This window comes from Nonomuraea sp. NPDC052116 (assembly GCF_040680035.1).
GTDB classification, from domain to species: Bacteria; Actinomycetota; Actinomycetes; order Streptosporangiales; family Streptosporangiaceae; genus Nonomuraea; species Nonomuraea angiospora_A.
Genome location: NZ_JBFAWA010000005.1, coordinates 265,752 through 290,511, shown reverse-complemented (window position 1 = coordinate 290,511; position 24,760 = coordinate 265,752). Strand labels below are relative to the sequence as shown.

General features: G+C 69.3%; 23 protein-coding genes. 15 read left to right on the top strand and 8 right to left on the bottom strand.

The genetic code is table 11. The features are described 5' to 3' along the window. Positions 1 to 48: 48 nt before the first annotated feature. Complete coding sequence (locus AB0L65_RS11620; protein ID WP_364243469.1) at positions 49 to 1,512, top strand: family 10 glycosylhydrolase; 1,464 nt, start codon at positions 49 to 51, stop codon at positions 1,510 to 1,512. A 152-nt stretch (positions 1,513 to 1,664) separates the two neighbouring features. On the opposite strand, the gene AB0L65_RS11615 is transcribed toward AB0L65_RS11620, so the two are convergent. Beyond that, the gene (locus AB0L65_RS11615) at positions 1,665 to 2,312 is read right to left on the bottom strand and encodes an FHA domain-containing protein (protein WP_364243466.1); all 648 of its coding nucleotides are present in this window, start codon (positions 2,310 to 2,312) and stop codon (positions 1,665 to 1,667) included. A gap of 237 nt (positions 2,313 to 2,549) precedes the next feature. On the opposite strand from AB0L65_RS11615, the gene AB0L65_RS11610 reads away from it, so the two are divergent. The 4 genes from AB0L65_RS11610 to AB0L65_RS11595 all read left to right on the top strand — a co-directional run bounded on the left by AB0L65_RS11610 (position 2,550) and on the right by AB0L65_RS11595 (position 6,413). After that, entirely contained in the window at positions 2,550 to 3,671 is a 1,122-nt protein-coding gene (locus AB0L65_RS11610) for a citrate/2-methylcitrate synthase (RefSeq protein WP_364243463.1), read from the top strand. Next, positions 3,647 to 3,964 carry a DUF3017 domain-containing protein gene (locus AB0L65_RS11605; protein WP_364243460.1) on the top strand — a complete coding sequence of 106 codons (318 nt, stop codon included), beginning with the start codon at positions 3,647 to 3,649 and terminating at the stop codon, positions 3,962 to 3,964. The genes AB0L65_RS11610 and AB0L65_RS11605 overlap by 25 nt, the downstream gene beginning before the upstream one ends. 56 nt (positions 3,965 to 4,020) lie before the next feature. Then, positions 4,021 to 5,238 (top strand): NADP-dependent isocitrate dehydrogenase, encoded by a 1,218-nt coding sequence (locus AB0L65_RS11600; RefSeq protein WP_364243457.1) that lies wholly within the window; start codon positions 4,021 to 4,023, stop codon positions 5,236 to 5,238. Between the two features lie 170 nt (positions 5,239 to 5,408). Continuing rightward, on the top strand, positions 5,409 to 6,413 hold the full coding sequence (locus tag AB0L65_RS11595) for a polysaccharide deacetylase family protein (RefSeq protein ID WP_364243454.1): 1,005 nt from the start codon (positions 5,409 to 5,411) through the stop codon (positions 6,411 to 6,413). Here the strand turns inward: AB0L65_RS11595 and AB0L65_RS11590 are convergent. Both AB0L65_RS11590 and AB0L65_RS11585 read right to left on the bottom strand, forming a co-directional pair. Continuing rightward, positions 6,407 to 7,471, bottom strand: a complete 1,065-nt coding sequence (locus AB0L65_RS11590; protein ID WP_364243451.1) for a hypothetical protein — start codon at positions 7,469 to 7,471, stop codon at positions 6,407 to 6,409. The genes AB0L65_RS11595 and AB0L65_RS11590 overlap by 7 nt on opposite strands. Then, positions 7,468 to 8,823 (bottom strand): hypothetical protein, encoded by a 1,356-nt coding sequence (locus tag AB0L65_RS11585; RefSeq protein WP_364243449.1) that lies wholly within the window; start codon positions 8,821 to 8,823, stop codon positions 7,468 to 7,470. Before AB0L65_RS11585 ends, AB0L65_RS11590 begins: the two co-directional genes overlap by 4 nt. 369 nt (positions 8,824 to 9,192) lie before the next feature. Here AB0L65_RS11585 and AB0L65_RS11580 point away from each other — a divergent pair, with 369 nt between their 5' ends. After that, positions 9,193 to 9,702 carry a hypothetical protein gene (locus AB0L65_RS11580; RefSeq protein ID WP_364243447.1) on the top strand — a complete coding sequence of 170 codons (510 nt, stop codon included), beginning with the start codon at positions 9,193 to 9,195 and terminating at the stop codon, positions 9,700 to 9,702. On the opposite strand, the gene AB0L65_RS11575 is transcribed toward AB0L65_RS11580, so the two are convergent. Beyond that, entirely contained in the window at positions 9,689 to 10,816 is a 1,128-nt protein-coding gene (locus AB0L65_RS11575; RefSeq protein ID WP_364243804.1) for a saccharopine dehydrogenase NADP-binding domain-containing protein, read from the bottom strand. The genes AB0L65_RS11580 and AB0L65_RS11575 overlap by 14 nt on opposite strands. 144 nt (positions 10,817 to 10,960) lie before the next feature. On the opposite strand from AB0L65_RS11575, the gene AB0L65_RS11570 reads away from it, so the two are divergent. Next, positions 10,961 to 12,937, top strand: a complete 1,977-nt coding sequence (locus AB0L65_RS11570; protein WP_364243445.1) for a serine/threonine-protein kinase — start codon at positions 10,961 to 10,963, stop codon at positions 12,935 to 12,937. A 53-nt stretch (positions 12,938 to 12,990) separates the two neighbouring features. Next, complete coding sequence (locus AB0L65_RS11565; RefSeq protein ID WP_364243443.1) at positions 12,991 to 13,977, top strand: malate dehydrogenase; 987 nt, start codon at positions 12,991 to 12,993, stop codon at positions 13,975 to 13,977. Positions 13,978 to 14,187: 210 nt separating this feature from the next. On the opposite strand, the gene galE is transcribed toward AB0L65_RS11565, so the two are convergent. Beyond that, positions 14,188 to 15,138, bottom strand: a complete 951-nt coding sequence (galE, locus tag AB0L65_RS11560; RefSeq protein ID WP_364243442.1) for a UDP-glucose 4-epimerase GalE — start codon at positions 15,136 to 15,138, stop codon at positions 14,188 to 14,190. An 86-nt stretch (positions 15,139 to 15,224) separates the two neighbouring features. Between galE and AB0L65_RS11555 the strand changes: the two genes are divergently transcribed. Continuing rightward, a complete protein-coding gene (locus tag AB0L65_RS11555; protein WP_364243441.1) occupies positions 15,225 to 16,538 on the top strand; it encodes a hemolysin family protein in 1,314 nt (437 codons plus the stop codon). Between the two features lie 14 nt (positions 16,539 to 16,552). Continuing rightward, positions 16,553 to 17,557, top strand: a complete 1,005-nt coding sequence (trpS, locus tag AB0L65_RS11550) for a tryptophan--tRNA ligase (protein ID WP_364243439.1) — start codon at positions 16,553 to 16,555, stop codon at positions 17,555 to 17,557. Between the two features lie 84 nt (positions 17,558 to 17,641). On the opposite strand, the gene AB0L65_RS11545 is transcribed toward trpS, so the two are convergent. Then, a complete protein-coding gene (locus AB0L65_RS11545) occupies positions 17,642 to 19,180 on the bottom strand; it encodes an alpha/beta hydrolase (protein WP_364243436.1) in 1,539 nt (512 codons plus the stop codon). A gap of 250 nt (positions 19,181 to 19,430) precedes the next feature. Here AB0L65_RS11545 and AB0L65_RS11540 point away from each other — a divergent pair, with 250 nt between their 5' ends. Both AB0L65_RS11540 and AB0L65_RS11535 read left to right on the top strand, forming a co-directional pair. After that, the gene (locus AB0L65_RS11540) at positions 19,431 to 20,039 is read left to right on the top strand and encodes a hypothetical protein (RefSeq protein ID WP_364243433.1); all 609 of its coding nucleotides are present in this window, start codon (positions 19,431 to 19,433) and stop codon (positions 20,037 to 20,039) included. Beyond that, positions 20,036 to 20,236, top strand: a complete 201-nt coding sequence (locus AB0L65_RS11535; RefSeq protein WP_364243430.1) for a hypothetical protein — start codon at positions 20,036 to 20,038, stop codon at positions 20,234 to 20,236. The genes AB0L65_RS11540 and AB0L65_RS11535 overlap by 4 nt, the downstream gene beginning before the upstream one ends. A gap of 138 nt (positions 20,237 to 20,374) precedes the next feature. Here AB0L65_RS11535 and AB0L65_RS11530 read toward each other — a convergent pair whose 3' ends face one another. After that, positions 20,375 to 20,992, bottom strand: coding sequence for a helix-turn-helix domain-containing protein (locus AB0L65_RS11530; protein WP_364243428.1), 618 nt, complete (start codon positions 20,990 to 20,992; stop codon positions 20,375 to 20,377). 170 nt (positions 20,993 to 21,162) lie between these two features. On the opposite strand from AB0L65_RS11530, the gene AB0L65_RS11525 reads away from it, so the two are divergent. From AB0L65_RS11525 to AB0L65_RS11515, 3 genes are all read left to right on the top strand, one after another. Beyond that, positions 21,163 to 21,834, top strand: a complete 672-nt coding sequence (locus tag AB0L65_RS11525) for a sulfotransferase family protein (RefSeq protein ID WP_364243425.1) — start codon at positions 21,163 to 21,165, stop codon at positions 21,832 to 21,834. A 115-nt stretch (positions 21,835 to 21,949) separates the two neighbouring features. Beyond that, complete coding sequence (locus AB0L65_RS11520; protein WP_364243423.1) at positions 21,950 to 23,536, top strand: MDR family MFS transporter; 1,587 nt, start codon at positions 21,950 to 21,952, stop codon at positions 23,534 to 23,536. A gap of 112 nt (positions 23,537 to 23,648) precedes the next feature. Beyond that, positions 23,649 to 24,467 carry an alpha/beta hydrolase gene (locus AB0L65_RS11515; RefSeq protein ID WP_364243420.1) on the top strand — a complete coding sequence of 273 codons (819 nt, stop codon included), beginning with the start codon at positions 23,649 to 23,651 and terminating at the stop codon, positions 24,465 to 24,467. 64 nt (positions 24,468 to 24,531) lie between these two features. Here AB0L65_RS11515 and AB0L65_RS11510 read toward each other — a convergent pair whose 3' ends face one another. Then, on the bottom strand, positions 24,532 to 24,726 hold the full coding sequence (locus AB0L65_RS11510; RefSeq protein WP_363962315.1) for a hypothetical protein: 195 nt from the start codon (positions 24,724 to 24,726) through the stop codon (positions 24,532 to 24,534). Between the last annotated feature and the right edge of the window lie 34 nt (positions 24,727 to 24,760).

Sequence of the window (24,760 nt, the reverse complement as noted above, 5' to 3'; positions counted from 1 at the left end):
ACTCTCTTGAAGGGCCTCGCCCTCGCTGCCGCCGCCACCGCCGTTCCGATGCCTGCCTTGGCGCAGGACTACGTGCCGCCGTTGCGTCAGATGCGCGGTATGTGGATCGCCTCGGTGGTCAACATCAACTGGCCGTCGAAGCCAGGGCTGACCGCCGACGAGCAGAAGGCCGAGTTCGTCGCCTGGCTGGACGTGGCCGTGCAGCGCAAGCTCAACTCGGTGTTCGTGCAGATCAGGCCGACCGCGGACGCGTTCTGGCCGTCACCGTTCGAGCCCTGGTCACAGTATCTGACCGGAACCCAAGGTCAGGACCCCGGCTATGATCCGCTCGGCTTCGCCGTGGAGGAGACGCACAAGCGCGGCCTGGCCTTCCACGCCTGGTTCAACCCGTACCGCGTCTCGATGCAGCCCGACCCCGCCAAGCTGCACCCCGACCACCCCGGGCGCAAGCACCCCGACTGGATCCTGCCGTTCGGCGGCAAGCTGTACTACAACCCGGGCCTGCCGGAGGTACGGAAGTTCTGCCAGGACGCGATGATGGACGCGGTCACCCGCTACGACATCGACGGCCTGCACTTCGACGACTACTTCTACCCCACGAACACCACGGCTTTCGACGACAGCGCCACGTTCGCCAAGTACGGCGCCGGCTTCCCCGACCTGGCCACCTGGCGGCGCAACAACGTCGACCTGATGGTCCAGGAGATGCAGCAGCGCGTCCTGGCGGCCAAGCCGGAGATCGCGTGGGGGATCAGCCCGTCCGGCATCTGGCGCAACAAGGCCTCCGACCCGCTCGGCTCGGACACCAACGGCGGCCAGTCGTACGACAGCCTGCACGCCGACACCCGGGGCTGGGTCAAGAAGGGCTGGCTCGACTACATCGCGCCGCAGCTCTACTGGTACATGGGGCAGCCGCCGGCCGACTACTCCAAGCTCGTGCCCTGGTGGTCCGACGTGGCGAGCGGCACGAACACGCTGCTGTGGATCGGCCAGGCCGCCTACAAGGCGGGCGACCCGGCCCAGGTGGCCCAGTGGCAGGCCCCCGGCGAGTTGTCCGCCCACTTGACGCTCAACCGGAACCACCCCGAGATCGGCGGCGACATCTGGTACAACGCCAACGACGTCAAGGTCGACCGGATCGGCTCCATCACGACCGCCGTCAACGACCACTACCAGCGGCCCGCGCTGGCTCCCGTGCTGCCCCGGCTGGCCGACGGCGAGCCGCCGCACAGGCCGGTCCTGGCGTACGCGCTGCGCAAGCCCGGCGGGGTCGAGGTGCGCGCGGTGGCCACCGGCAGGGACGAGCCGTTCCAGTTCGCGATCTTCCGCTTCGGCGGGAACGCGTCCTCGCGCGACTTCGCCGACGCCCGCAACCTGGTCGCGGTCGTGCCCGGCGACCGGCAGGTCCGCTGGACGGACGCCGACGGGAAGCGCGGCGACCACTACTACGTGGTCGCGGTGGACCGGGCCAACCGGACCAGCAAGCCGAGCAACGGCTTCAGGGTGATCTGAGCGCATGCTTCGCCGATGAGCGTCGCCGGCCGGTTTCCTGGCCGGCGACGTGCCCGTTTCCCGTGGGTCGCGGGCACGCTGACGCTCAGGTTCCGACGCTGCCGGAACCCCTCGCCGAAGCCCCGGTCGCGATCAGGCCCCAAGAACCGTCGTCAAGAAGCCCTTCGCCCAGCCGCCGACGGCTGCTCGGCGGGGGTGCCCGTCGACCGCTGTGGTGGCACCACGGGGGTCGGACGGACCAGACCGAGCGCGACGACCTCATTGGCCAGGCGCGTGCGCCGGTTGGTGCCCTCGGGGATCCTGAACTTCTGGTAGAGCCGCAGCAGATGCTGCTTGACCGCGGCCTCGGTCACGACCAGGTCGTCGGCGATCTCGCGCGCGGTCGCCGGGGCGACGAACGCCTCGTCCGACAGCGCCGGCCTGCAGAGCGAGGTCAGCACGTCGACCTCGCGCCTGGTCAGCTCGGGCGCCGCCGCCCTGCGCAGCTCGACCTCCGGGGTGAAGTCCTCTCGGGGGACTCCACCGATGCGACCCCGCGCCGCGCCGAAGGAGACCACGTCGCCGTCGTCAAGGACCCTCCGGGCGATCGGCCTGCCGTTCACCCGCGTGCCGTTCCTGGACAGCCCCAGGTCGACGACGTACAGGTAGGGTCCTCGTCTGACGAACTCGGCATGGAGTCGAGACACACTGGGATCGCTGAGCCGGATGTCGACCCCCCGGCCTCTCCCGACCGTCGTGATCTCGGGGCGCAACGGGACCACCTCGCCAGTGTCCTCGATGCGTATGAACGGCCCCTCCACTGGCGGTTCCTCCCCTTGTGAGGCAGCGTATGAACGGCACGCCTCCACCTGGGCACGGCAGTTCCTCCCCAGGTAGCCCGCCGTAACTATTACTACAGCTCCGGCTTACCCAAACGAGGGGATGCGGAATCGCCTTTGCCGAAAGGAGAATCCGGCGTGAAATTGGTCTGGACCTTTGAGGCCGGTTTTGCCTGCTCACGGGTAGACTTCGGACGAAGATAAGCGGAGGAAACACTCATGGCGGACAAGCCCACGAAAGGCCTGGCCGATGTCGTTGCCGCGTCCACAGCGCTGAGCGACATTGACGGAAAGGCCGGCCGGCTCTTCTACCGTGGATACGACATCCACGACCTGGCCGGTCGCGCGACGTTCGAGGAGACCGCACACCTGCTTCAGCGTGGCAAGCTGCCCAACCGGTCCGAGCTCGACGCGTACGTCGACGAGCTGGCGCAGGGCCGGGAGCTGGGCGCCCTGGCTTCCGCGAACATCGCCGAGATCGCCGAGAAGCAGAAACCGATGGAGGCGCTGCGCAGCCTGGTCTCGCTGGCCGGCGCCGACGACGCGGACAAGGACTCCATCGCCCCCGACGCCAACCTGCGCAAGGCGGCCCGGCTGACCGCGCAGCAACCGCTGCTGGTCGCCCGCTACCACGCCGCCCGCACCGGCGGGAGCGTTCCCGAGCCCGACCCGTCGCTCAGCATCGCCGCGAACTTCCTGCACGAGGTCACCGGCCGCGTCCCCGACCCCCGGGCGGTCGAGATCTTCGACGAGTGCCTGGTGCTGCACGCCGACCACACCATGAACGCCTCCACGTTCGCCGCCCGCGTCTGCGCCGCGACCCTCTCGGACATGCACTCCGCGATCGTCGCCGCCATCGGCACCCTCAAGGGCCCGCTGCACGGCGGGGCTAACGAGCAGGTCATGAAGCTGCTGGAGTCGATCCCTCCGGGTCAGGTGGCCCAGGTCGTACGTGACAAGCTGGCGGCCCACGAGAAGATCATGGGCTTCGGGCACCGCGTCTACAAGACCGAGGACCCGCGCGCGACCCATCTGCGCAAGATGTCCGCCGAACTGGCCGAGGCCGGCGGCGACGACACCTACTACCGGATGTCCAAGGAGATGGAGGAGGTCGTCTTCGAGACGAAGGGCCTCTACCCCAACGTCGACTTCTACGCGGCTTCGGTCTACCACTATCTCGGGATCCCGACGGACCTTTTCACGCCGGTCTTCTCGATCAGCCGAATGTCTGGCTGGACTGCCCATGTCATAGAGCAGCACGCAGACAATAGGCTGATCCGACCTGACAGTGAGTACATCGGTGAGACCGATCAGAAGTGGAAGCCTCTAGAGGAACGTTGAGCCACGGGACCAAGCGTGAGAGCTGGGGGCCGTACCCGCTGATTCTGGCGGGTGCGGTCATCGGCGTACTCGTGATCTTTTTCGCGAACCCGCGCTGGGGCGGGTTCGCGCTGGGCGCCGTCATCATGATCGCCGCCGCCCTCCGCTTCGCCGGTTACGGTGGGCAGCTGTCCATCCGCAGCAAGAAGGTTGACGTCATCACGCTGGCCGGGTTCGGGTTCGTGCTGGTCCTGACCTCGCTCCTGCTCTACAACAACGAGCTCAAAGCGTTGATACTGTCCCTTTTCGCCTGATGACCGGACGGTCCGATAGCCTCAACGCATCAAAACATTGAAGGGGAACCATTCGCATGCCCAAGATCAAGGTGGAGGGTCCTGTCGTCGAGCTTGACGGCGACGAGATGACCCGGATCATCTGGCAGTTCATCAAGGACCAGCTGATCCTTCCCTACCTCGACGTCGACCTGAAGTACTACGACCTCGGCATCCAGTACCGGGACGAGACGGACGACCAGGTCACCATCGACGCCGCGAACGCCATCAAGAAGTACGGCGTCGGTGTGAAATGCGCCACCATCACCCCGGACGAGGCGCGGGTCGAGGAGTTCGGTCTCAAGAAGATGTGGAAGTCCCCCAACGGGACCATCCGCAACATCCTCGGCGGCGTGATCTTCCGCGAGCCGATCATCATGTCGAACGTGCCGCGTCTCGTCCCCGGCTGGACCAAGCCGATCGTCGTCGGCCGTCACGCGTTCGGCGACCAGTACCGCGCCACCGACCTGAAGATCCCCGGCGAGGGCACGCTGACCCTGACGTACACGCCGAAGGACGGCTCCGAGCCGATCGAGCTCGACGTGTACGACTTCCCCGGCAGCGGCGTCGCGCTGGCGATGTACAACCTGGACGAGTCGATCCGCGACTTCGCCCGCGCCTCGATGCGCTACGGCCTGGCCCGCAACTACCCGGTCTACCTGTCGACGAAGAACACGATCCTCAAGGCGTACGACGGCCGCTTCAAGGACATCTTCGCCGAGGTCTACGAGACCGAGTTCAAGGCCGACTTCGAGAAGGCCGGTCTCACGTACGAGCACCGCCTCATCGACGACATGGTCGCCGCGGCGATGAAGTGGGAGGGCGGCTACGTCTGGGCCGCGAAGAACTACGACGGCGACGTGCAGTCCGACACCGTGGCGCAGGGCTTCGGCTCCCTCGGCCTGATGACCTCGGTCCTGATGACCCCCGACGGCAGGACCGTCGAGGCCGAGGCCGCGCACGGCACCGTGACTCGCCACTACCGCGAGCACCAGAAGGGCAACCCCACCTCCACCAACCCCATCGCCTCGATCTTCGCGTGGACGCGCGGTCTGGCCCACCGGGGCAAGCTCGACAACACCCCCGCCGTGACCGACTTCGCCAACAAGCTGGAAGAGGTCTGCGTCGAGACCGTCGAGGGCGGCCAGATGACCAAGGACCTGGCGCTCCTGGTCGGCGGCGACGCCAAGTGGCTCACCACCCAGGACTTCCTGAGCGCACTGGACGAGAACCTCAAGAAGAAGATGGCAATTTGACCGTTTCAGCTTAAAGGGCCGCCTGCGGGCGGCCCTTTCGCTTGTCCGCTTCCCAGACCATCTCTTGACAGTGACGCGGCGTGGCGCAGTTGATCAGCTGGGTAAGAGCCACCTCGTAACGGTCGTACGCGTCTCGGGGGGTTCGGATGCGACTGCGTATTTTCAGTGGAGTGGGGCTGTTGGCCGCCGCCACCCTCCTGAGCGGCTGCGACTCGCAGCCCACCACGGTCAAGATGGCCGACACCAAGGTCGACGCCGCCGCCAAGCTCAAGGCGGCCCAGGCCGCCAAGGCCAAGCGCGCCGCCGAGGTCAAGGCGAACGAGCTGGGGCAGATCCCGGTGCTCATGTTCCACCGGGTGATCGACAAACCGGGCTCGACGGACGACAGGACGCCGCAGCAGTTCCGCGCGGATCTGGAGCGGCTGGCCAGGGAGGGGTACGTGCCGATCACCGCCGCCGAGATGGTGGCCGGGAAGATCGACATTCCGGCGGGCAAGCACCCGGTGGTGCTGACCTTCGACGACTCGTCGCCGTCGCAGCTGACGCTCAACGAGGTAGGCGTCCCCGCCCCGAACACCGCCGTCGCCATCCTCAAGGACGTGGCGGCCAAGAACCCGGGCTTCCCGGCGAAGGCCACCTTCTACGTGACCCGCGACATGTTCGGCAAGACCGTACGCGAGGAGCAGGCCCAGATGCTGGGCTGGCTCAAGGACAACGGCTTCGAGATCGGCAACCACACCCGCGACCACATCAACCTGCGCGGACGCTCGCACCAGGAGGTCGACGAGCAGATCAGCACGATCGCCCAGCAGATCGCCTCCCTCTCCGGCGTCCACCCCACCACGATCGCCCTGCCGTACGGCAACCAGCCGAGCAACAAGGAGTGGGCCATGCACGGCAAGGCCTACAACCACCTGGGCGCGTTCCTGGCCGGTTACACGCCCGCGCCGGCGCCGTTCAGCAAGGCGTTCGAACCGCCGGGGATCCCGCGGATCAAGGTCATGGAGAAGAAGGGCGACTGCAAGCAGTTCTGCTCGGAGGCGTGGCTGGACTGGCTCAAGAACAACCCGGACATGCGCTACACCTCGGACGGGGACGTGCGGACCGTGGCGTACCCGAAGTTCAAGAACCCGTACCTGCGCAAGACCTTCACCAAGTGGGGCCTGCCCTACTGACGGACCTTCCCGAGGACCACTCCCAGTTCGGCGGGCTGCAGGAAAAGGTCGGCCACGTCACTCATGCGTACGTCGAGTCGCCGCGCCGCCCCGGTGGCGAGGTCCACGACGTGGTACGCCATCTCGGCACGAGGTCCGGAGGTCCGCACGACGACGGCGTCCTCGCCGTCCCAGCGCAGGACGCTCGTGGCCTGCCAGCCCGCCGGCAGCCGCGGCGCGACGGTCCGCGCCGGCCTGCCGGTTGACGTGTCGGTGAGCGCGATGCCGTGCCCGACGACACCGTCCGGCGTGATCTCGCGGGCGAGTGTGGCCGTCGTGCGCCCGGACGGCGACGGCATGGCGCCCGCCGCCAGGTTGCCGGGCAACGTGAAGCGTCCGACCACCTTGCCCTTGGGCGACCAGACGGTGAACGAGGCCGACGTGGTGTGCCCGGGCAGGCTGTTCGTGCGACGGGTCGTCATGGCCATGAGCCCTGCGGAGGTCCAGCCGACCACCTGCCCGACGGCGGGCAGGTGACGGACGGCGCCGGTGCCGAGGTCCACGATCATCGGGTTCTCCAGCACGGTCTCGTCGTCCTTGTCCAGGTGGTCGCGCTGGATGAGCAGGTGGCGGCCGTCGAGGGAGAACAGCGGGACCTGGGCGCCGAACATCTCGCTGACCGTGCCGCCCTTCTGCCGCACGGGGAGCGCCTTGACCGCTCCGGTGCGCAGGTCGGCCACGACGTACGTGTCGTCGCTCGTCCGCAGGTAGGCCGCATGTGTGCCGTCCGGGCTGAGAGAGAGCGAGTCCGCGGCGTCGGTGCCGGGCAGCCGGCCTCGCTCGCCGCCCCACGCGACAAGGATCCAGTGGCTGCACGAGGCCGAGCCGTTCTCGCAGGCCGGGCTGTACGCATACTGGATGGGGGAGGCGTACCTGCTGAGTTCTTCCGGGGCGGTGACCGCGCGCGTCGGCTCGGGGCGGGCGAACTGGACCGGCGGTTGCTCGCCGGTCGGGCCGATCACCCACGCGGTGGCCACGGCCAGCGCTGCCGCGGCGAAGGCGTACCACCACCGGCTCACTGGATCCTCCCGAACACCGCGCCGTCGAGGTTCGCCGGCAGGTCCCGCATCGGGCTCGCCTCGCCGGTGCCCGGATCGACCAGCTGGAACTCCTTCTCGGCGTCCGCATCGACCTTGATGAGGAGCCGCCCGTCCCGCGCCCAGGCGAGTGCCTTCGGCGTGCTGTATCGCTCGGGCACGCTCAGCTTGGCGTGCCTGCGGATCTCGGCCGTGCGGGGATCCATGGTCAGCACCTCCTCCTCGGTGAGGACGACCAGCGCGCGGGCGTCGGGGGAGGAGATCACCTCGAGCGTCGGATCGAAGGGTGCCCGGGTCCGCACCGTGCCGTCGTACCCGATCGTGAGGAGTTCGGTGTCGGGGGAGCCCGCCAGTGCGCGGCGGCCGGTGGTCGCCATGACGCCGTCGGGGCCGAAGCCGAGCACGCGGCCGACGCCCGGCAGGCGGGTACGGGCTCCGGTGCGGTTGTCGATCACTTCCGGGCCGACGCTCACGTACCGGCCGTCCTGGGACAGCACCACCTCGGGGAGGGGCCTGCCGGTCAGCGGCCCGGTCAGGTCATGCCGCGCGCCCGGCCCCGACAGGTCCTGCTGCACGAGGCGGCGAGTGGCTTCGTCCACGTAGACGAGGTGCAGGCCGTCGCCGCTGAGCACGAAGGGCTCGCCGGGCAGCCGTGTGCTCGCCCGGCCCACCTCCTGCCGTTGCTGCCCTTCGCTCCGCAGCGTCCACGTGCCAGACCCCGGATCCATCAGCGCGTACTGGATGGGTCCGGCGAGGATCTCGGGAGCGGCGGCGTCCGGCGTCTGCTGCCACACGGACCGGCCCATGGCCAGGCCCACGCCGGCCAGCGCCACACCCGCGGCGGCCCAGAGCCAGGTCGTCCTTCTGCCCGAGGTGCCGGGCGGCCAGGCGTTCGAGGCCAGGACCAACGCCAGGATCGGCAGACCGACGAGGGCCAGCCCGCCCACCTCGTTGAACTGCTGTACGGGCAGGGCTATCGCTGACGTCCAGAGGGCCGCGGACGCGCCCACCCCGAGCAGCCAGCGGGCGGAATGGGACCGCGTGGCCAGTTCCCCGCCCACGAGGTCCGCCGGCCCCGGGAGCAGCGCCCGCCGGTGCAGGTCGCTGACCATGAACTGGACGCCGGCCACCACAGCGAGCGCTGCCGCGGCGCCGAGTCGCCGGCCGACGGTGGTCTCCGCGGAGAGGGACCGTTCGACCGTGCTGAAGGCGACCCCGCAAGAGAAGGCGGCGCAGATCAGCCAGGTCGCGGTGAGCTGCGGCGGGACGAGTCGTATTCCTGGCGCGCGCCGAATTGGGCCCCGCGGGCGGCCGAATGCGATTTCACCGGCCATGACTCCGAGGAGCCAGCCGATCAGCACAAAGTAAGGAGCCAGAAACATTGATCCGGATGATGCGCTGAAAGCCCCTGTGGCCAGTCCCGCGCCGGTGCCCATCCACCGGAATCGCCGCGTCACCTGGAGATATCGCAGAACGTGAGGGCCGTTGAACGCGGTGATGTCCACCATTTGGCGGTGTCCGAATCGGTCCGCCTCCACGCGGTGCAGGGGTGAGTTGGCGGCCGCGGCGGCCATCGGTGTCACCAATAACAGGAAGACCAGAAAGCCGGTCAGCAACAAGAGTCGTCTTTCGCCACGCCCGGAAAAGTAGCAGAATGCGGAATCGCCAAAAAGGGGGCTCGAGTGATTTCCGATGAAGTCTGGGTGCGCCTGGATCCAAGGACGGGCATGGTGCGCCGGTTCGCCTACGGACGCTGGGTCCTGGCCGCGATCGCGGTGCTCGTCGCCGGGGTCACCTGGATGAGCGGAGCGATCGTCCCCCGCCTGTCGCACGGTCTGGGCGGTGGCTCCGGCAGGGTGTCCCAGGATGAGGCCGGTCGGCGGCGCATCGAGGTGGAGATCGGCCTGGAGGTCGTCAATGAGGCCTGGCTGCCCACGACGGTCACGGCGGTGGGCGTGCGCTCGGCCGGTCTCGCGCTCCGGTCGGTGACCCTCGACGGTGGCGGCGCCTTTCCCCGCTCGATCCCGCCCCGCACGCGGATGACGCTGGCCCTCGTCCTCGGTGTCACCGACTGCCGGACCGCCCTGTCGGAGGACGTCCCCCTCATGGTGGAGGTGGAGCAGTGGTGGGGCCGCACCACCGCCGAGGCGCAGTCCGAGGAACCCTGGCACACCCTCTCGGTCGAGTCCGCCTGCCGCCTCACCTCTTCCTGACGAAGGAGATGTCCGCCGCGCGCAGGCGGTCGATGAGCGGCCGGCCCATGGCCGAGGCCGTCGTGAGCTGGCCGGCGCGGTCCGGGAGGTCGTCGAAGGCGAGACAAAGGGCCGACTCCGCGAACATCCTGGCCGTCGCGCCGTAGCCCGGGTCCCCACCAGCGACCTCCGTGACCACGCGCTCGCCCCCGCCCTCGCCCAGGAACGTGACCTTGAACCAGTTCCGGGCTCGACGCTCGGCCGACGGGCCCTCGCCGGGCTTCAGCCGGTCCTGGATCCAGCCGCGTGCGGGCGGGATCTGGGCGATTGCCGCGAAGGCGCCGGCGGCCGTCACGGTGGCCAGGGCCTCGGGGAGGGTGCGGACGGCGTAGTGCTGGCGGTAGGTGAAGTCGGGGCCGTAGCGGTCGAGGAGGCGGGCCGAGTAGCCGACCACGAACGGGTCGAGGCTCGGCATCGGGAGCGCCCAGCCGCCCACGTAGCGGACGCCGCCGGGCAGCGAGCTCACCCTGCGGCCGGCGGGCCGGGGCTCGGCGGAGCGGCGCTGCGTGCCCTGCTGGACCGTCTGGCGGGCGCGGCCGAGGATGGACATCATCGTGGCCAGGGTGCCGCCCGACGGGGCCATCCTCGCCCGCAGGAAGCCGCTCACCCTGAGCGGGACACCTTCGGGGAGGTGGGTGACGGTGTGGAGCACGCCCAGGTCGTACGGGATGGAGTCGAAGCCGCAGGCGTGCACGAGCTTGGCGCCGCTCCTGGCCGCCCGGTCGTGGTAGCGCACGTAGACCAGGTCCACGAACTCGGGCTCGCCCGTCAGGTCCAGGTAATGGGTGCCGGCCTCGGCGCACGCGGCCACCAGCGGCTCCCCGTACGCCACGTAAGGGCCGACGGTCGTGGCCAGGACGCGCGTCTGACGGGCGAGCGCGGCCACCGAGGCGGGGTCCGTGGCGTCGGCGAGCAGGATCGGTACGTCGAGCCCCAGCCGCTCCAGCTTGGCGCGGTCGCGCCCGGCCAGCGCCCACCGCGTGCCGGGTCCGGCGGCCTGCGCGAGGTAGGCGGCCGTGAGCGCGCCGGTGAAGCCGCTCGCTCCGAAAAGTACGATGTCGTAGGGGCGCTCCATGATCCAGAGCCTCCCCTCGACGGCCCGCACGCGCAACTCCACGCCGGTAAAACCGTGACGTCACGAACGCTTAACGGATCCCTGAGGAGTTGCTGAACGTCGTAAAGTTTGCGTCGTTGGGGTTAGCACACGTGGGGATGACGAATGCCGCAAATCTCGCCGCTGGTCGCCGGCGATCCCACACAGCTGGGGTCCTTCCGGCTGTCCGGACGGATCGGGGAAGGCGGTCAGGGCATCGTTTACCTGGGCGTCAACGACAAGGGGGAGCAGGCGGCCATCAAGCTGCTGCACGTCAAGTTCACCGGTGACACGATCGCCAGGTCGCGCTTCGCCAGGGAGCTGAAGGCGGCCAAGCGGGTGGCGTCGTTCTGCACGGCCAGGGTGATGGAGGCCGATCTCGACGGCAACACGCCGTACATCGCCAGCGAGTACATCGACGGCCGGGCGCTCAGGGACATCATCGAGACCGACGGGCCGCTCACCGGCACGGTGCTCGACCGGCTGGCCATCGGCACGGCGACCGCGCTCACCGCGATCCACCACGCCTCGATCATCCACCGGGACTTCAAGCCCGACAACGTGCTGATCGCCGCCGACGGGCCGCGCGTGGTGGACTTCGGCATCGCCCGGATCATCGACTCCACCGGCACGATCACCAGCCGGGCCATCGGCACCCCCGCCTACATGGCGCCCGAGCAGATCGCGGGTGACGACGTCGGGCCCTATACGGACGTGTTCTCCTGGGGCGCCACCATCGCGTTCGCGGCCACGGGGACGCCCGCGTTCGAGGGCAAGTCCATCGCCGTGGTGCTCAACCGGATCCTCAACCACGAGGTCGACGTCGGCATGATGCCGGAGCCGCTGCGCGGCGTGGTGAGCTCCGCGCTGTCCAAGTCCCCGGCCGACCGGCCGTCCGCCGACCAGATCCTGCTACGGCTGCTCGGGCAGCCGTCCACGGTGGGGGCGTCCACGGCGGTGCTCACCCGGGGCGTGCAGGTGGCCAGCGACGACACGACGCCGTTCAACAGGGTGTCGGCGGGGTCGATCACGGACCTGCCCCGGCCGCAACCCGCGACGGCACCGTCCGCGACGACGCCGCCTCCCACCACGACGTCGCCTCCCGCCACGACGGTGTCTCCCGCGACGACGCCGCCCACGGCCGCGTCTCCCGCGACGGTGCCGCCGGAGGGGGGCGGGGTGCCGTACCCGATGACCGAGCCCTCCCTGCCAGGGCGGTCGCGCCGCGCGCGGGTGTGGATCGCGGTGGGCACCGCCGTCGTCCTGCTCGCCGCCGCCGCCATCGCGCTCGCGATGAACGGCGGCTGGTCGCTCGCGTTCCGCGAGGGGCCCGAGCCCACGGAGACGGCCGAGCAGAAGGCTCCCACGACCGCCTTCGCCACAGTGATCGACAAAGTGGCGCAGACCGGGAAGATCGTGATCGGCGTCAAGGGCGACCTGCCCGGCGTCGCGCTGCAGGACGGCGACGACTTCCAGGGCTTCGACGTCGAGGTCGCCAAGCGCATCGCCGCCGAATTAGGAGCGAAGGACACCGCGCTCGTCAAGGTCAGCCGGGGCGACCGGGCCGACGCGCTGGCCGAAGGCAGCGTCGACCTGGTCGTGGCCACCTACTCCGTCGACCGGTCCGAGACGCAGTTCGCGGGGCCGTACTACGTGGCGCACCACGACGTCCTCGTACGCGCGGGCAGCGGCATCGACTCCGTGGACGACCTGGAGGGCAAGAGGCTCTGCGCGCCCGACAGCCCGTCCGTCGGCGAGGTGCAGCAGAAGGTGAAGGTCGAGCCGGTCTCGGCCGGCGACTACGCCGTCTGCATGCAGCTGCTCCGCGACGGCAAGGTGGACGCGATCCCCGGCGACGACCTGATCCTGGCCGGGTTCGCAGCCCGCGAGAACATGCGCTACAAGATCGTCGGCGCCAAGCTCAACAACGAGCGGTACGCCGTCGGCATCAAGAACGGCGATGTGAAGACCTGCAAGGCGGTGAAGGCGGTCATCGCCGACCTCTATCGCACGGGCTTCATGAAGCAGCTTCTGAGCAAGTACTTCGCCAAGGTCGAATTCGATCCGGAGCTGAAGGTGCCCGCGATGGAAACCTGCGGATGACGAGCAGGTAGCATCCCAAAGTCAACGAATATCCTGCGAGTGAGGGGAAGGCCATGGCGTCGTCAGCCAACGGGCCCGTCAAGGTAACCGTCACCGGAGCCGCCGGTCAGATCGGTTACGCACTGCTGTTCCGCATCGCGTCGGGGCAGCTGCTCGGCACCGACGTCCCGGTCAAGCTCAGCCTGCTGGAGATCCCGGCGGCGGTGAAGGCCGCCGAGGGCACCGCCATGGAGCTCGACGACTGCGCGTTCCCGCTGCTGTCCGGCATCGAGATCACCGATGACCCCAACGTCGCCTTCGCCGGGGCCAACGTCGCGCTGCTGGTCGGCGCCATGCCGCGCAAGGCCGGCATGGAGCGCGGCGACCTGCTCGGCGCCAACGGCGGCATCTTCGGCCCCCAGGGCAAGGCGATCAACGACCACGCCGCCGACGACATCAAGGTCCTGGTCGTGGGCAACCCGGCCAACACCAACGCGCTCATCGCCCAGCAGAACGCGCCCGACGTGCCCGCCGACCGCTTCACCGCGATGACCCGGCTCGACCACAACCGCGCGCTGTCCCAGCTGGCCGCCAAGCTCCAGGTGCCGGTCGCCGAGATCAAGAAGATGACGATCTGGGGCAACCACTCCGCGACGCAGTACCCCGACCTGTTCCACGCCGAGGTGGGCGGCAAGATCGCGGCCGAGCAGGTCGACGGCGAGTGGCTGCGCGAGACGTTCATCCCGACGGTGGCCAAGCGCGGCGCCGCCATCATCGAGGCCCGCGGCGCCTCCTCGGCCGCCTCGGCCGCCAACGCGGCGATCGACCACGTCTACGACTGGGTCAACGGCACCGAGTGGACCTCCGCGGCCGTCGTCTCCGACGGCTCCTACGGCGTGCCCGAGGGGCTCATCTCGTCGTTCCCCGTGCGTGCGGCGAACGGCACGTTCGAGATCATCCAGGGGCTCGAGATCGACGCGTTCTCCCGCGACCGGATCGACGCCAGCGTGCGCGAGCTGGTGGAGGAGCGCGACGCGGTCAAGGAGCTCGGCCTCATCTGACGACCGGCCCGGCCCCCCGCGCGAGGCGGGGGGCTTCAGGGCGGACAGGACATGGGCTGCACGGCGGGGACGGCCGGCGGGGTGGCGAAGATCACGCCCGCGGCGGCCAGAAGACTACCCGTCACGATGAGGACACCGAAGAGCAGCTTCGTGACCCTTGGTGAAAAGTTCCTCACATTTCGGTATCACAGCACATTTTCCGGTGCGGCATCACGCATTTGCGGAAAGCGCGTCCCACGCGTCAGAAACGATGTCACGCAGCGCGGGTCGTTCGGCCTTCCAGCCGAGCTCGCGCTGGATCCTGGCGGACGAGGCGACCAGCACGGCGGGATCGCCGGGGCGCCGGTCCGCGACCACGGCAGGGATCTCGTGCCCGGTGACCTCGCGGCAGACCGAGATCACCTCCTGGACGCTGAAGCCGGTGCCGCTGCCCAGGTTGTAGATCTTGTGCTCGCCCGGCGTGATGGCGTCCAGCGCCAGCAGATGCGCCTGCGCCAGGTCGGACACGTGGACGTAGTCGCGCACGCAGGTGCCGTCGGGCGTCGGGTAGTCGGTGCCGAAGACGCTCACGGACTCGCGCTCGCCGGTCGCGACCTTCAGGACGTTCGGGATGAGGTGGGTCTCGATCGTGTGCCGCTCGCGGAAGCGGCCGTAGGCGCCGGCCACGTTGAAGTAGCGCAGGCTCACCGCGCCCAGCCCACGGATCGCCGCGAACGCGCTCAGCGCGGTGTCGACGGCCAGCTTGGAGGCGCCGTAGGGGTTGGTCGGGCGCGTGGGGTCGTCCTCCTCGATGGGGGAGCGCTCGGGCTCCCCGTACGTGGCCGCGGTCGAGGAGAACACGATCCTGCCCACCCCCTTGTCCCGCATGGCGTCGAGCAGGGCCAGCGTGCCGCCGAGGTTGTGCGCCCAGTAGAGGCCCGGCTTCTCCACCGACTCGCCCACCAGCGACTTGGCCGCGAAGTGCAGCACCGCGTCCATGCCGTCGAGCACGTCATGTGCCTCGGTGATGCTTTTTTGGACAAATCGGGCACCTTCCGGCACCGCGTCCTGATGCCCGGTTGACAGGTCGTCGAGTACGGTCACCTCGTGCCCTGCCTCGATGAGCTGCGCCGCCACGACACTGCCGACGTATCCGGCACCCCCGGTGACCAATAGCCTCATGTTTACTCCTGTTCAAATATGTTGGATTTTGTACGGCTCGCCGCCCAGCATACGCGCGAAGGCCGCCGAGTACGCTGCCAACCACCATGTTTGACACCCTCGCGGCCAACATCGCCCTGGTTCTGGTGTTCATCCTGATCGGGGGGTTCTTCGCCGCCGCCGAAATCGCCATGGTCTCCCTCCGGGAAAGCCAGGTCCGCAAGCTCTCCCAGCAGGGCCGCCGCGGCGAGCGGGTGGCCAAACTCGCCCATGACCCCAACCGCTTCCTGTCCGCCGTCCAGATCGGCGTCACCGTCGCCACCATGTTGTCGGCCGCGTTCGGCGCCGACCGGCTGGCCGCGCAGCTCGTGCCCGTGCTGGAGCAGTGGCAGGTGCCCAAGGCCGTCGCCCCCGTGCTCGGCCTCGTGCTGGTGACGCTGGCGATCTCGTACGTGTCGCTCGTGCTCGGCGAGCTGGCCCCCAAGCGCCTGGCGCTGCAGCGGGCCGAGGGGCTGTCGCTGTACGTGGCGCCGTTCCTCGACCGGATCGCGTCCCTGTCGCGGCCGATCATCTGGATGTTGTCGAAGTCCACCGACCTCGTGGTCCGGCTGCTCGGAGGCAATCCGGAGGCCGACCGCGAAGAGGTCACCACCGAGGAGCTGCGTGACATGGTGGTCGGGCACACCGACCTCACCGCCGACGAGCGCAAGCTGATCGCAGAGGTGTTCGCGGCCGGGAAACGGCAGCTCAGGGAGGTGATGCTGCCGCGTACCGAGGTCGAGTTCATGGACGCCGAGACGCCGCTGGACGAGGCGGCCCGCCTCGCCGCTGGGCTGCCGCACTCGCGCTTCCCCGTCTATCGGGAGACGTACGACGAGGTCATCGGGTTCGTACACGTACGGGACCTGCTGGACCCCGAGCTCAACGGGCGGACCGAGCCGATCAGCGCGGTGGTGCCGATCCGCGCGGCCAAGTTCGTGCCCGCCTCGAAGCGGCTGCTCAGCACGTTGAACGAGATGCGCGACGAGGGCCAGCACCTGGCGATCGTGGTGGACGAGTACGGCGGCACGGCGGGCATCGTGACCCTGGAGGACCTGGTCGAGGAGCTGATCGGGGACATCAGGGACGAGTACGACGAGGAGCAGGACGTCGTGGTCCTGCCCGCCGGTGAGATCGAGATCGACGGCCTCACGAACCTCAACGACTTCGCCACCGAGACCGGCATCCGATTGCCGGACGGCCCTTATGAGACGCTTGCCGGATTTGTCATGGCGATGCTGGGGCATGTGCCGGTCGTGGGGGAAAAGGTGGAAATATCGGGTTTTGAGATGACTGTCACAGAGCTGGACGGGCGCCGTATCGCCAGGGTGAGAGTGAAACGCGGCCCGGCGGTCGAGTCGCCGCCCGAGCAAGATTCCTGACACAATTGCGTGCTATGGCCAGACCTCGTGTACTCTCCGGCATCCAGCCCACAGCGGACTCCTTCCACCTGGGCAACTACCTGGGTGCCGTCCGTCAGTGGGTCGCTCTGCAGGAGACCCACGACGCCTTCTACTGCGTGGTCGATCTCCACGCGATCACCGTGCCGACCGAGCCCGACGCGCTGCGCCGCCGCACTCGCGTCGCCGCCGCCCAGCTCTTCGCCGCGGGCCTCGACCCGGAGCAGTCCACGGTCTTCGTGCAGTCGCACGTACGTGAGCACACCGAGCTCGCCTGGATCCTGATCTGCCTCACCGGCATGGGCGAGGCGGGCCGGATGACCCAGTTCAAGGACAAGTCGGCCAAGTTCGGGGAGAGCGCGGCCAGCGTCGGCCTCTTCACCTACCCGATCCTGCAGGCCGCCGACATCCTGCTCTACCAGGCCAACCGGGTCCCGGTGGGCGCCGACCAGAAGCAGCACCTGGAGCTCACCCGCGACCTGGGCCAGCGCTTCAACCACCGCTTCGGCGACACGTTCACGCTGCCCGAGCCGTACATCCTCAAGGAGGTCGAGAAGATCACCGACCTCCAGGACCCCACGGCGAAGATGTCGAAGTCCTCCTCGAGCCCCGCCGGCATCCTCGACGTCCTGGAGCAGCCCGGCCCGCTGCGCAAGAAGGTCATGCGGGCGGTCACGGACACGGGCTCGGAGGTGCTGTTCGACGAGGAGAACAAGCCGGGCATCTCCAACCTGCTCCGCATCCAGTCGGCCCTGACCGGCACCCCCATCCCCGACCTGGTGGCCCGCTACGAGGGACAGGGCTACGGCACGTTCAAGAAGGACGTGGCGGAGGCGGTGGCGGACACGTTCACGCCCATCAGGGAGCGTACGGAGAAGCTGCTGTCGGACGAGGCCGAGCTCGACCGCCTGCTCGCCATCGGCGCCGAGCGCGCCGCGGCGGTGGCCAAGCAGACCATGGCCGAGGTCCGCGACAAGGTCGGCTTCCTGCCCACGCTGTAGCGTTCTCCCCGCTCCGGGTGACAGTCGACAGCGGGGTGGCTCGTACGCGCACGAGCCACCCCTTATCACGAGATCACCCGAAGATCATCTGAAGAGGCCCATCCAGCCCGGCGTGCCGGGTTGCGGAGTGACGGGTTTCCTGAGCGTCTGGACCTCGGCGGGCGGGACGGCCGGGCAACGGGTCCCCGGCGCCGGGAGGGTCCGCGAGATCAGGTAGGTGTCGACGGCCCCCGTGGTGCAGGCTCCACGCCCGTAGGCGATGTGGCCCCAGCCCTCGTACGTGAGCAGCCGCCCCGACCGGCCCAGCTGCTGGGTCGTGCTGAGCGCCCACGGATAGACGGTGGCCGGGTCGTGCAGGGAGTTGAGGACCAGCAGCGGGGTGTTCGTCCGCACCTTCAGGCGGTGCTGCGGGTTGGGGATCGGGTCCGGCTGGCCGAGACACGAGATGACCGGCCCGATCGCCAGCGGGCTGTAACGCATGTCGGGCGCGATCTTCGCCAGGCGGCGCAGGTGCTTGCTGAACTCCCGGTAGTCGCGTACGGGCAGCCGGTAGTCCAGGCAGAAGACCTGGAACGGGTTGGGGCTGACCTCCTGCGTCCGGTCGATCGCCAAGGGGAGCGCGCCCGGGCGCGGTGTCTCACCGGCCTCCAGATCGGCGAGCAGCTGGGAGAGCGGCTGCCAGTTGGCCGGATCGTAGAAGGCGCCCAGGGCGTTGTCGATCAGCATGAGCGCGGTCACTTTGGTGTCCGGCTCTCCCGGGACGGGCAGTTCGCCGCGGTCGGCGCGCTCCAGCAACCCCTTCCAGATCGACCTGACGTCCTTGCCGTGCTGGACGCAGCGGCTGTCGCGGTCGCACCAGGCCACGAACTCGTTGAAGGCGTCCTGCGCGCCCCAGGTCTCCGTATCCATGAAACCCCGCGTGTCCAGGCTGTGGTCCATCGTGCTGTCGAGCACGAAGGCGCGGACCCGCGACGGGTAACGCTCGGCGTACAGCTGGCCGAGGAGGGTGCCGTAGGAGCCGCCCCAGAAGGTCAGCTTCTCCTCGCCGAGCGCGGCGCGGAAGGCGTCGAGGTCGGCCGCGGTGCTGAGCGAGTCGACGTGGTCGAAGAGCGGGCCGGTACGGGCCCGGCAGTCGGCACGCAGGCGGTCGTTGTAGGCCAGCATCCTGTCGAAGTCGACCTGGCTCTTCAGGAGCGGATCCGGGGCCTGCATCATCACGTCCGTGGAGCAGACCACGGGGTGGCTGCGGTTGGTGCCCCGCGGGTCGAGGCCGACGATGTCGAAGCGGCGCAGGATCTCGGGACTGAACGTGTGCGGGCTGCCGAAGACCAGCCGCACCCCGGATCCTCCCGGGCCGCCCGCTCCCAGCACGAGCGCGCCGATCCTGGCGGCGGGATCGGTGGCCTTGCGGCGGGCCACACCCACCTCGAACGTGCCGCTCGACGGCTGGTTCCAGTCGATGGGCACGGTGAGCGTTCCGCATTCGACGTCCGGCTCCTCCGGACACGGCGCCCACGAGATCGTGTCCCGTGGCTGCGCGGCCTGCGTGGTGGCGGCCGAGACCGGCGTGAGCAGGGCGAGCGGTGAGATGAGTCCTAACAACAATGCGGTGAGTCTTCGCATGCTCTGATCTTCAACGGCCTCCGGACAACTGTGAATCGGGCGCAAGTATGGACCGGCGACTCCTTCGCGAGGACGACGGCACTGGGTCTTTGGTCCCATGTACCGGTTTCCCATGAATTCCGGAGGCTTCGGTTCTCATCAAAGGTCGGGTGCCTAGCGCCTGGCGGCGGACTCGCCCGGGCTGTGCGTTTCCACCCGGGCCGGCAGCTTCTCCCGCGTTGTGGCGGGCACGCCGCGATACGCTCGCGGCGTGCCCGACAACGCCACCGCGCAACCTCGGTTACCGGAGCTCACCCGGATCCTGATCGGTCCGCCTGGCAAGGTGCTGCTTCCCCTGGTCGTCCTGCTCGCGCTGATCATCCTGAACCACTGGAGCCTGCCGGGCGGCGGTCCCTTCCCGCTGGTGTTGATGGGCTTGCTGCTGGGGCTCGCCACGGTCGTCGTCTGGACCGCGCGGTTCCTGGTGGGCCTGCTGCGTTCGGACGGCCGCGCCGGGCTGAGGCGGCACTGGGTGCGCTGGGCGTGCGCGCCGGTCATCGGGGTGGCCGTGGTCGGCCTGGTGTATGCCGACCTGCCGTTCGCCGCCCGGTTCGCGCTCTCGGAGGCGAGCCTGGAGCAGCTCGCCCGGACGGTCGCTTCGGGGGACGAGTCCGGCGGGCACGACGACCAATGGGCGGGGCTCTATCCGCTGACGTCGATCGAGCGGGTCGAGGGCGGGGCGCGGTTCCTGGTGAGCGACACCGGGTTCCTCGACCGCTATGGCTTCGCGTGGAGCCCCGGCAGGGAGCCGCCCGACGAGTCCCACACCGGATACACACATATTCGGGGCCCCTGGTACGTATGGGAGAGCCGGTTTTGAGAGTCCCCGGAACGCCCGGCTTCTGGGTCTACCTGGCTGCCGCGCAGCTGATTCCCGCCTGGTACGTCTCCGGGGAGATCGGCTGGCTCGTCGCGCCCGTCGTCGCGCTGCTCGCCATGATCGCCGCCGTGATCCGGGCGTACCAGGACGCGGCACACCTGCGAACCGCGGAGGATTCACCACCGGACGAGCAGTAGGGGTGCCGTTGACCAACGTCTCCTGGCAGTACTTCACGCAGCACGGGCGCTTCCCGCGCGGGCGAGCACGGGCCATCACAGTGCGGGTCGTCGGAGTGGCGCCAGAGATCGAACAACTGGTCGCCACGTTCTGCGTGCTTACTCGGGGACGGGGAGCCGCGGCGCCGGGAACAGATCGCCGACCAGCAGCGTCGCCGCTTGCGTGGCGATGGCGAGGATGTCGTCGTCCGTGGCTTCGGTGCCCTGGGCGGACAGCACGGCGTTGTGCACACTGAGCAGGGCCATCCGGACACGCAGCCGGTCGGTCAGCGGCGCGTCGGGGCCGAGGAGGAGCTGTGTGGCCCTGCCTATCCGTTCCAGCGGGCCGCCGTCCCGCAGTGGCATCACCTTGCGCAGGGTGGCATGGTTGGCGGCGGCGAACCGCATGACCCGCAGTCCCCGTCCGCCGCTCAGAGCGATCCAGCGGCCCAGGAATTCGGAGGACAGTTCCGGGGTGAGCGCCTGGCCTGCGGCCCAGTCCAGGAGGTCGTCGAGGGCGCGCATGTTGTCCTGGAAGAGGCTGAGGATGATCGCCTCTTTGCTGTCGAAATGGTAGTAGAGCGCCGCCTTGGTGATGCCGATCTGTTCGGCGATCTCGCGCATCGAGGTGGCGTCGTAGCCGCGCTCGGTGAACAGCGACAGCGCGGCCTGCTGGATCTCGGCCCGCGTCTGGCTGCCCTTGCGCCGCGGGGCCGTCGCCTGTTCCGTCTTTGACATCGCTCTTCTTGCTCCCAGGCTCAGCTCTCCGGAGAGTCTACACCCACTTGCTTACCGGCCGGTCAGCAAGTAGCTTGCTAACCGGCCGGTAGGCAATCACCTCCGGGGCGGAGCTTGGGAGTTCGATGACCTGGCCTGGGATCGCCGGGATCGAGGAAGGAAGGGCTGGCATGAGTTTGCGAGTTGTGGGAGCGGGATTTCCGCGTACGGGGACGACGTCGCTGAAGGCGGCGCTGGAACGGCTGCTCGGGGCGCCCTGCTACCACATGCAGGACCTGTTCGGACGGCCGGACGACGCCGCGGTCTGGCGCGACGCCTGCGCGGGTGTCATGCCTGACTGGCAGCGATTCCTCGCAGGACACGCCGCCGGGGTGGACTGGCCGGTGTCGTGGTTCTGGCGGGAACTGTCCGCCGAGTTCCCGGACGCGCTGGTGCTGCTGTCCCGGCGGGAAAGTGCCGAGCGCTGGTACCAGAGCATGGACCGGACGGTGCTGGAAGGGGCGCGCCGCCTGACGCGCGGCGACTTCGCCGGCGCGCGGCCGCCGATGCGCGCCGGCGGCACTCCCGAGCAGGCCCGCGCCATGGAGGAGATGATCCGGGCCCTGTTCGGCGGCGCGTTCGGCGACCCCCACGACCGCGACAAGGTCATCGCGGCCTACGAGCGGCACCTCGCTGAGGTCCGCGCCACCGTGCCGGCGCACCGGCTGCTGGAGTGGCAGCCGGCCGACGGCTGGCAGCCCCTGTGCGCCGCACTCGACCTCCCGGTTCCCGACGAGCCGTTCCCGCACGAGAACACCACGGCCGACATGCGGGCCCGGATGGGCGACCTCGGCGGGCAATGACCTCAGCGTCGCGTCAGATGCCGGCGAGGGGGACAGTCGTGCAATTGCTTACCGGCCGGTTAGCAAGTAAGCTTGCCGACCGACCGGTAAGTTCTATTGCATCGATGGGAGCGCAATGATGGCAGGAGACGGCGCGACGAGTCCCCCGGTGGCGGGGCAGCAGGCCGGACTGGGGTTCAGCCATCGCCAGATCCTCGTGACCATGAGCGGCCTGGTCATCGCCATGATGCTGGCGATGCTGGACAACATGATCGTCGCCCCTGCGCTGCCGACCATCGTCGGTGATCTGGGCGGCCTGAACCACCTGGCGTGGGTGACCACCGGCTACGTCCTGGCCTCCACCGTGGCCACGCCGATCTGGGGCAAGCTCGGCGACCTGTACGGCCGGCGCATCGTCTTCGTCGCCGCCGTGGCGCTCTTCCTGCTCGGCTCGGTCTTGTGCGGGATGTCACAGGACATGGCGCAGCTGATCGGCTTCCGCGCGCTGCAGGGCCTGGGAGCGGGCGGCCTGATGGTCGGCGTGCTGTCGATCATCGGTGAGATGATCCCGCCGCGGGACCGCAGCAAGTACCAGGGCGTGATGATGGCCGCCATGCCGGTGGCGATGATCGGTGGCCCGCTCATCGGCGGCTTCATCACCGACAACCTGAGCTGGCGCTGGGCCTTCTACGTCAACCTGCCGCTCGGCGCCGTCACCCTGGTCCTGTGCTGGATCACCCTGGCCAAGCTGCCCAAGGGCGCCGGCAAGGCCGTGATCGACTGGTGGGGCACCGCGCTGCTGACAGTGTGGATCACCGCGCTGGTGCTCATCACCAGCTGGGGCGGCACCCAGTATGACTGGAGCTCGCCGCAGATCCTTGGCCTGGCGGCGCTGGCACTGGCCGGGTTCGTCGCCTTCGTGATCGTCCAGCGGCGGGCAGCCGAGCCGATCATGCCGCTGCGGGTCTTCAAGAGCCGCAACTTCTCCCTCGCCGGCGCCGTCGCCTTCATCTCGGGTTTCGCCATGTTCGGCGCCACGGGCTTCCTGCCGCAGTTCCAGCAGTTCGTCCAGGGCTCCTCGGCCACCAACAGCGGCCTGCTGCTCATGCCCATGATGATCGCCGCGATGATCGTCAGCCTGGCCGGTGGCTCACTGATCAGCAAGACCGGGCACTACAAATCGCTGCCCATCATCGGCTCCATCCTCGTCACCGCCGGCCTGGCACTGTTCGCCACCGTGGGCCTCGACACCACCACCACGATGACGGCCCTCTACATGGTGGTCCTGGGCGCCGGCATGGGCGCGCTGATGCAGACCAGCACCCTCATCGCCCAGAACAGCCTCGACCTGCGCGACATGGGAGCAGGCACCGGGGTGTCGACCTTCCTGCGCAACATGGGCAGCTCACTCGGCGTCTCCCTGCTCGGCGCCGTCTACACCAGCCAACTGGCCGACTCCCTGGCAGCCGCCGGGCCGGCCGGGCAGGGCGTGGCCGCCTCCGCCGTCTCGATGACCCCGCAAGCGCTGCGTGCCCTGCCCGAAGCGGCCCGGCACCTGTTCCAGCAAGCCGTCACCGACGGCATCACCACCCTGTTCACCTGGGGCGCGGCGGTGACCGCCGTCGGCGTCATCCTGGCCCTGTTCATCCGCCAGGTCCCACTGCGCAGCGCCGCCGCACCGGCTGCCAGCCCCGACGCCGAGCCGGTCGCGGCCGGTAGGTGAGGCCATCCGCCGGCACCAGGCAAGGCCCACGACAGCGAGGCGATACGGCACCCGGTAGCCGTGCGGCCTTAGCGGTGCTAAATTTGCCTTAGCGATGCTAAGGGGGTGGCTGATGATCAAGGTGATGACGGCCGACGGGACCGAGGCGCGGGCCGCCGACGAGGGGCAGGGGCCGATCGTTCTCGTTCTCCATCCTGGCCTCGACGACGGCTCGTCCTGGCGGGAGGTGGCCGCGGAGCTCGCCGCGCGCCATCGGGTCGTGCGGCTGCACCGGCGGCGGTACCGGCTCGATCTCGACGGCGCCTCCTGCACGGTCGCTGAGGAGGTCGAGCACGTCCTGGCCGTGGTGGCGGCGCTGGGTGGCGGGCCGATGGTGCTCGTCGGGCATTCCTCGGGTGCCGTGATCGCGCTGGAGGCCCTGGTGGCCGACCCGTCGGCGTTCGCGGGGGCGGTCCTGTACGAGCCGCCCACCGTGATCGGGGCGCCGCTCGGCGGGCCGCACGGTGAGGTGCACGCGCGGGCTCGGGCGGCGATCGCGGCCGGTCGGCCGGGGAAGGCGTTGAGGGTTTTCCTGCGGCGCTCCGTGCGGGTTCCCGCGTGGGTGGCGTTACTGGCCGGGGTGTTCGTGACGGTGGTGCCGAGGATGCGGGCGCTCGTTCCGTCGCAGATCGAGGACAACGTGGGCATGGACTCGCTCGGCGTGCGGCTCGACGCCTACTCGGGGATCGAGGTGCCCACCGTGCTGCTCGGCGGTGATCGCAGTCCTGCGCATCTCGGGGAGCGGCTCGACGCGCTGGAGCGGGTGATGCCGCGGGTGGAGCGTGTGGTGATGCGCGGGCAGGGGCACGCCGCCCACGTCAAGGCTCCCGGTGAGGTCGCCACCGTCATCGACGCCTTCGCCGCCAAGGTGCTCGACCAGGCCGGCCACTGAGGCTCAGGAGTCGCGGAAGGTCCCGGCGAGTGCGAGGCCCCGGCGGGCCGCCGCGATGGCTCGGTCAGCCCCGGCGGGTGCTGCGGTGGAGCCGGAGCAGGGCGCGCAGGGCCGCCAGGCTGGGGCGGGTGAGGCGGGTGTCCCCGTGGGTGGCGGTCCAGCCGGAACGATCCCGCTGGAACGACCACCCGGGGAACTCCCGTGTTGCCTCCTGAAGCAGTCGTTCCATGACGAACTCGGCACTCGGCGCTGTGGTCATGAACACAGCGTGTCACCCAAACCCCGCTCCGTGA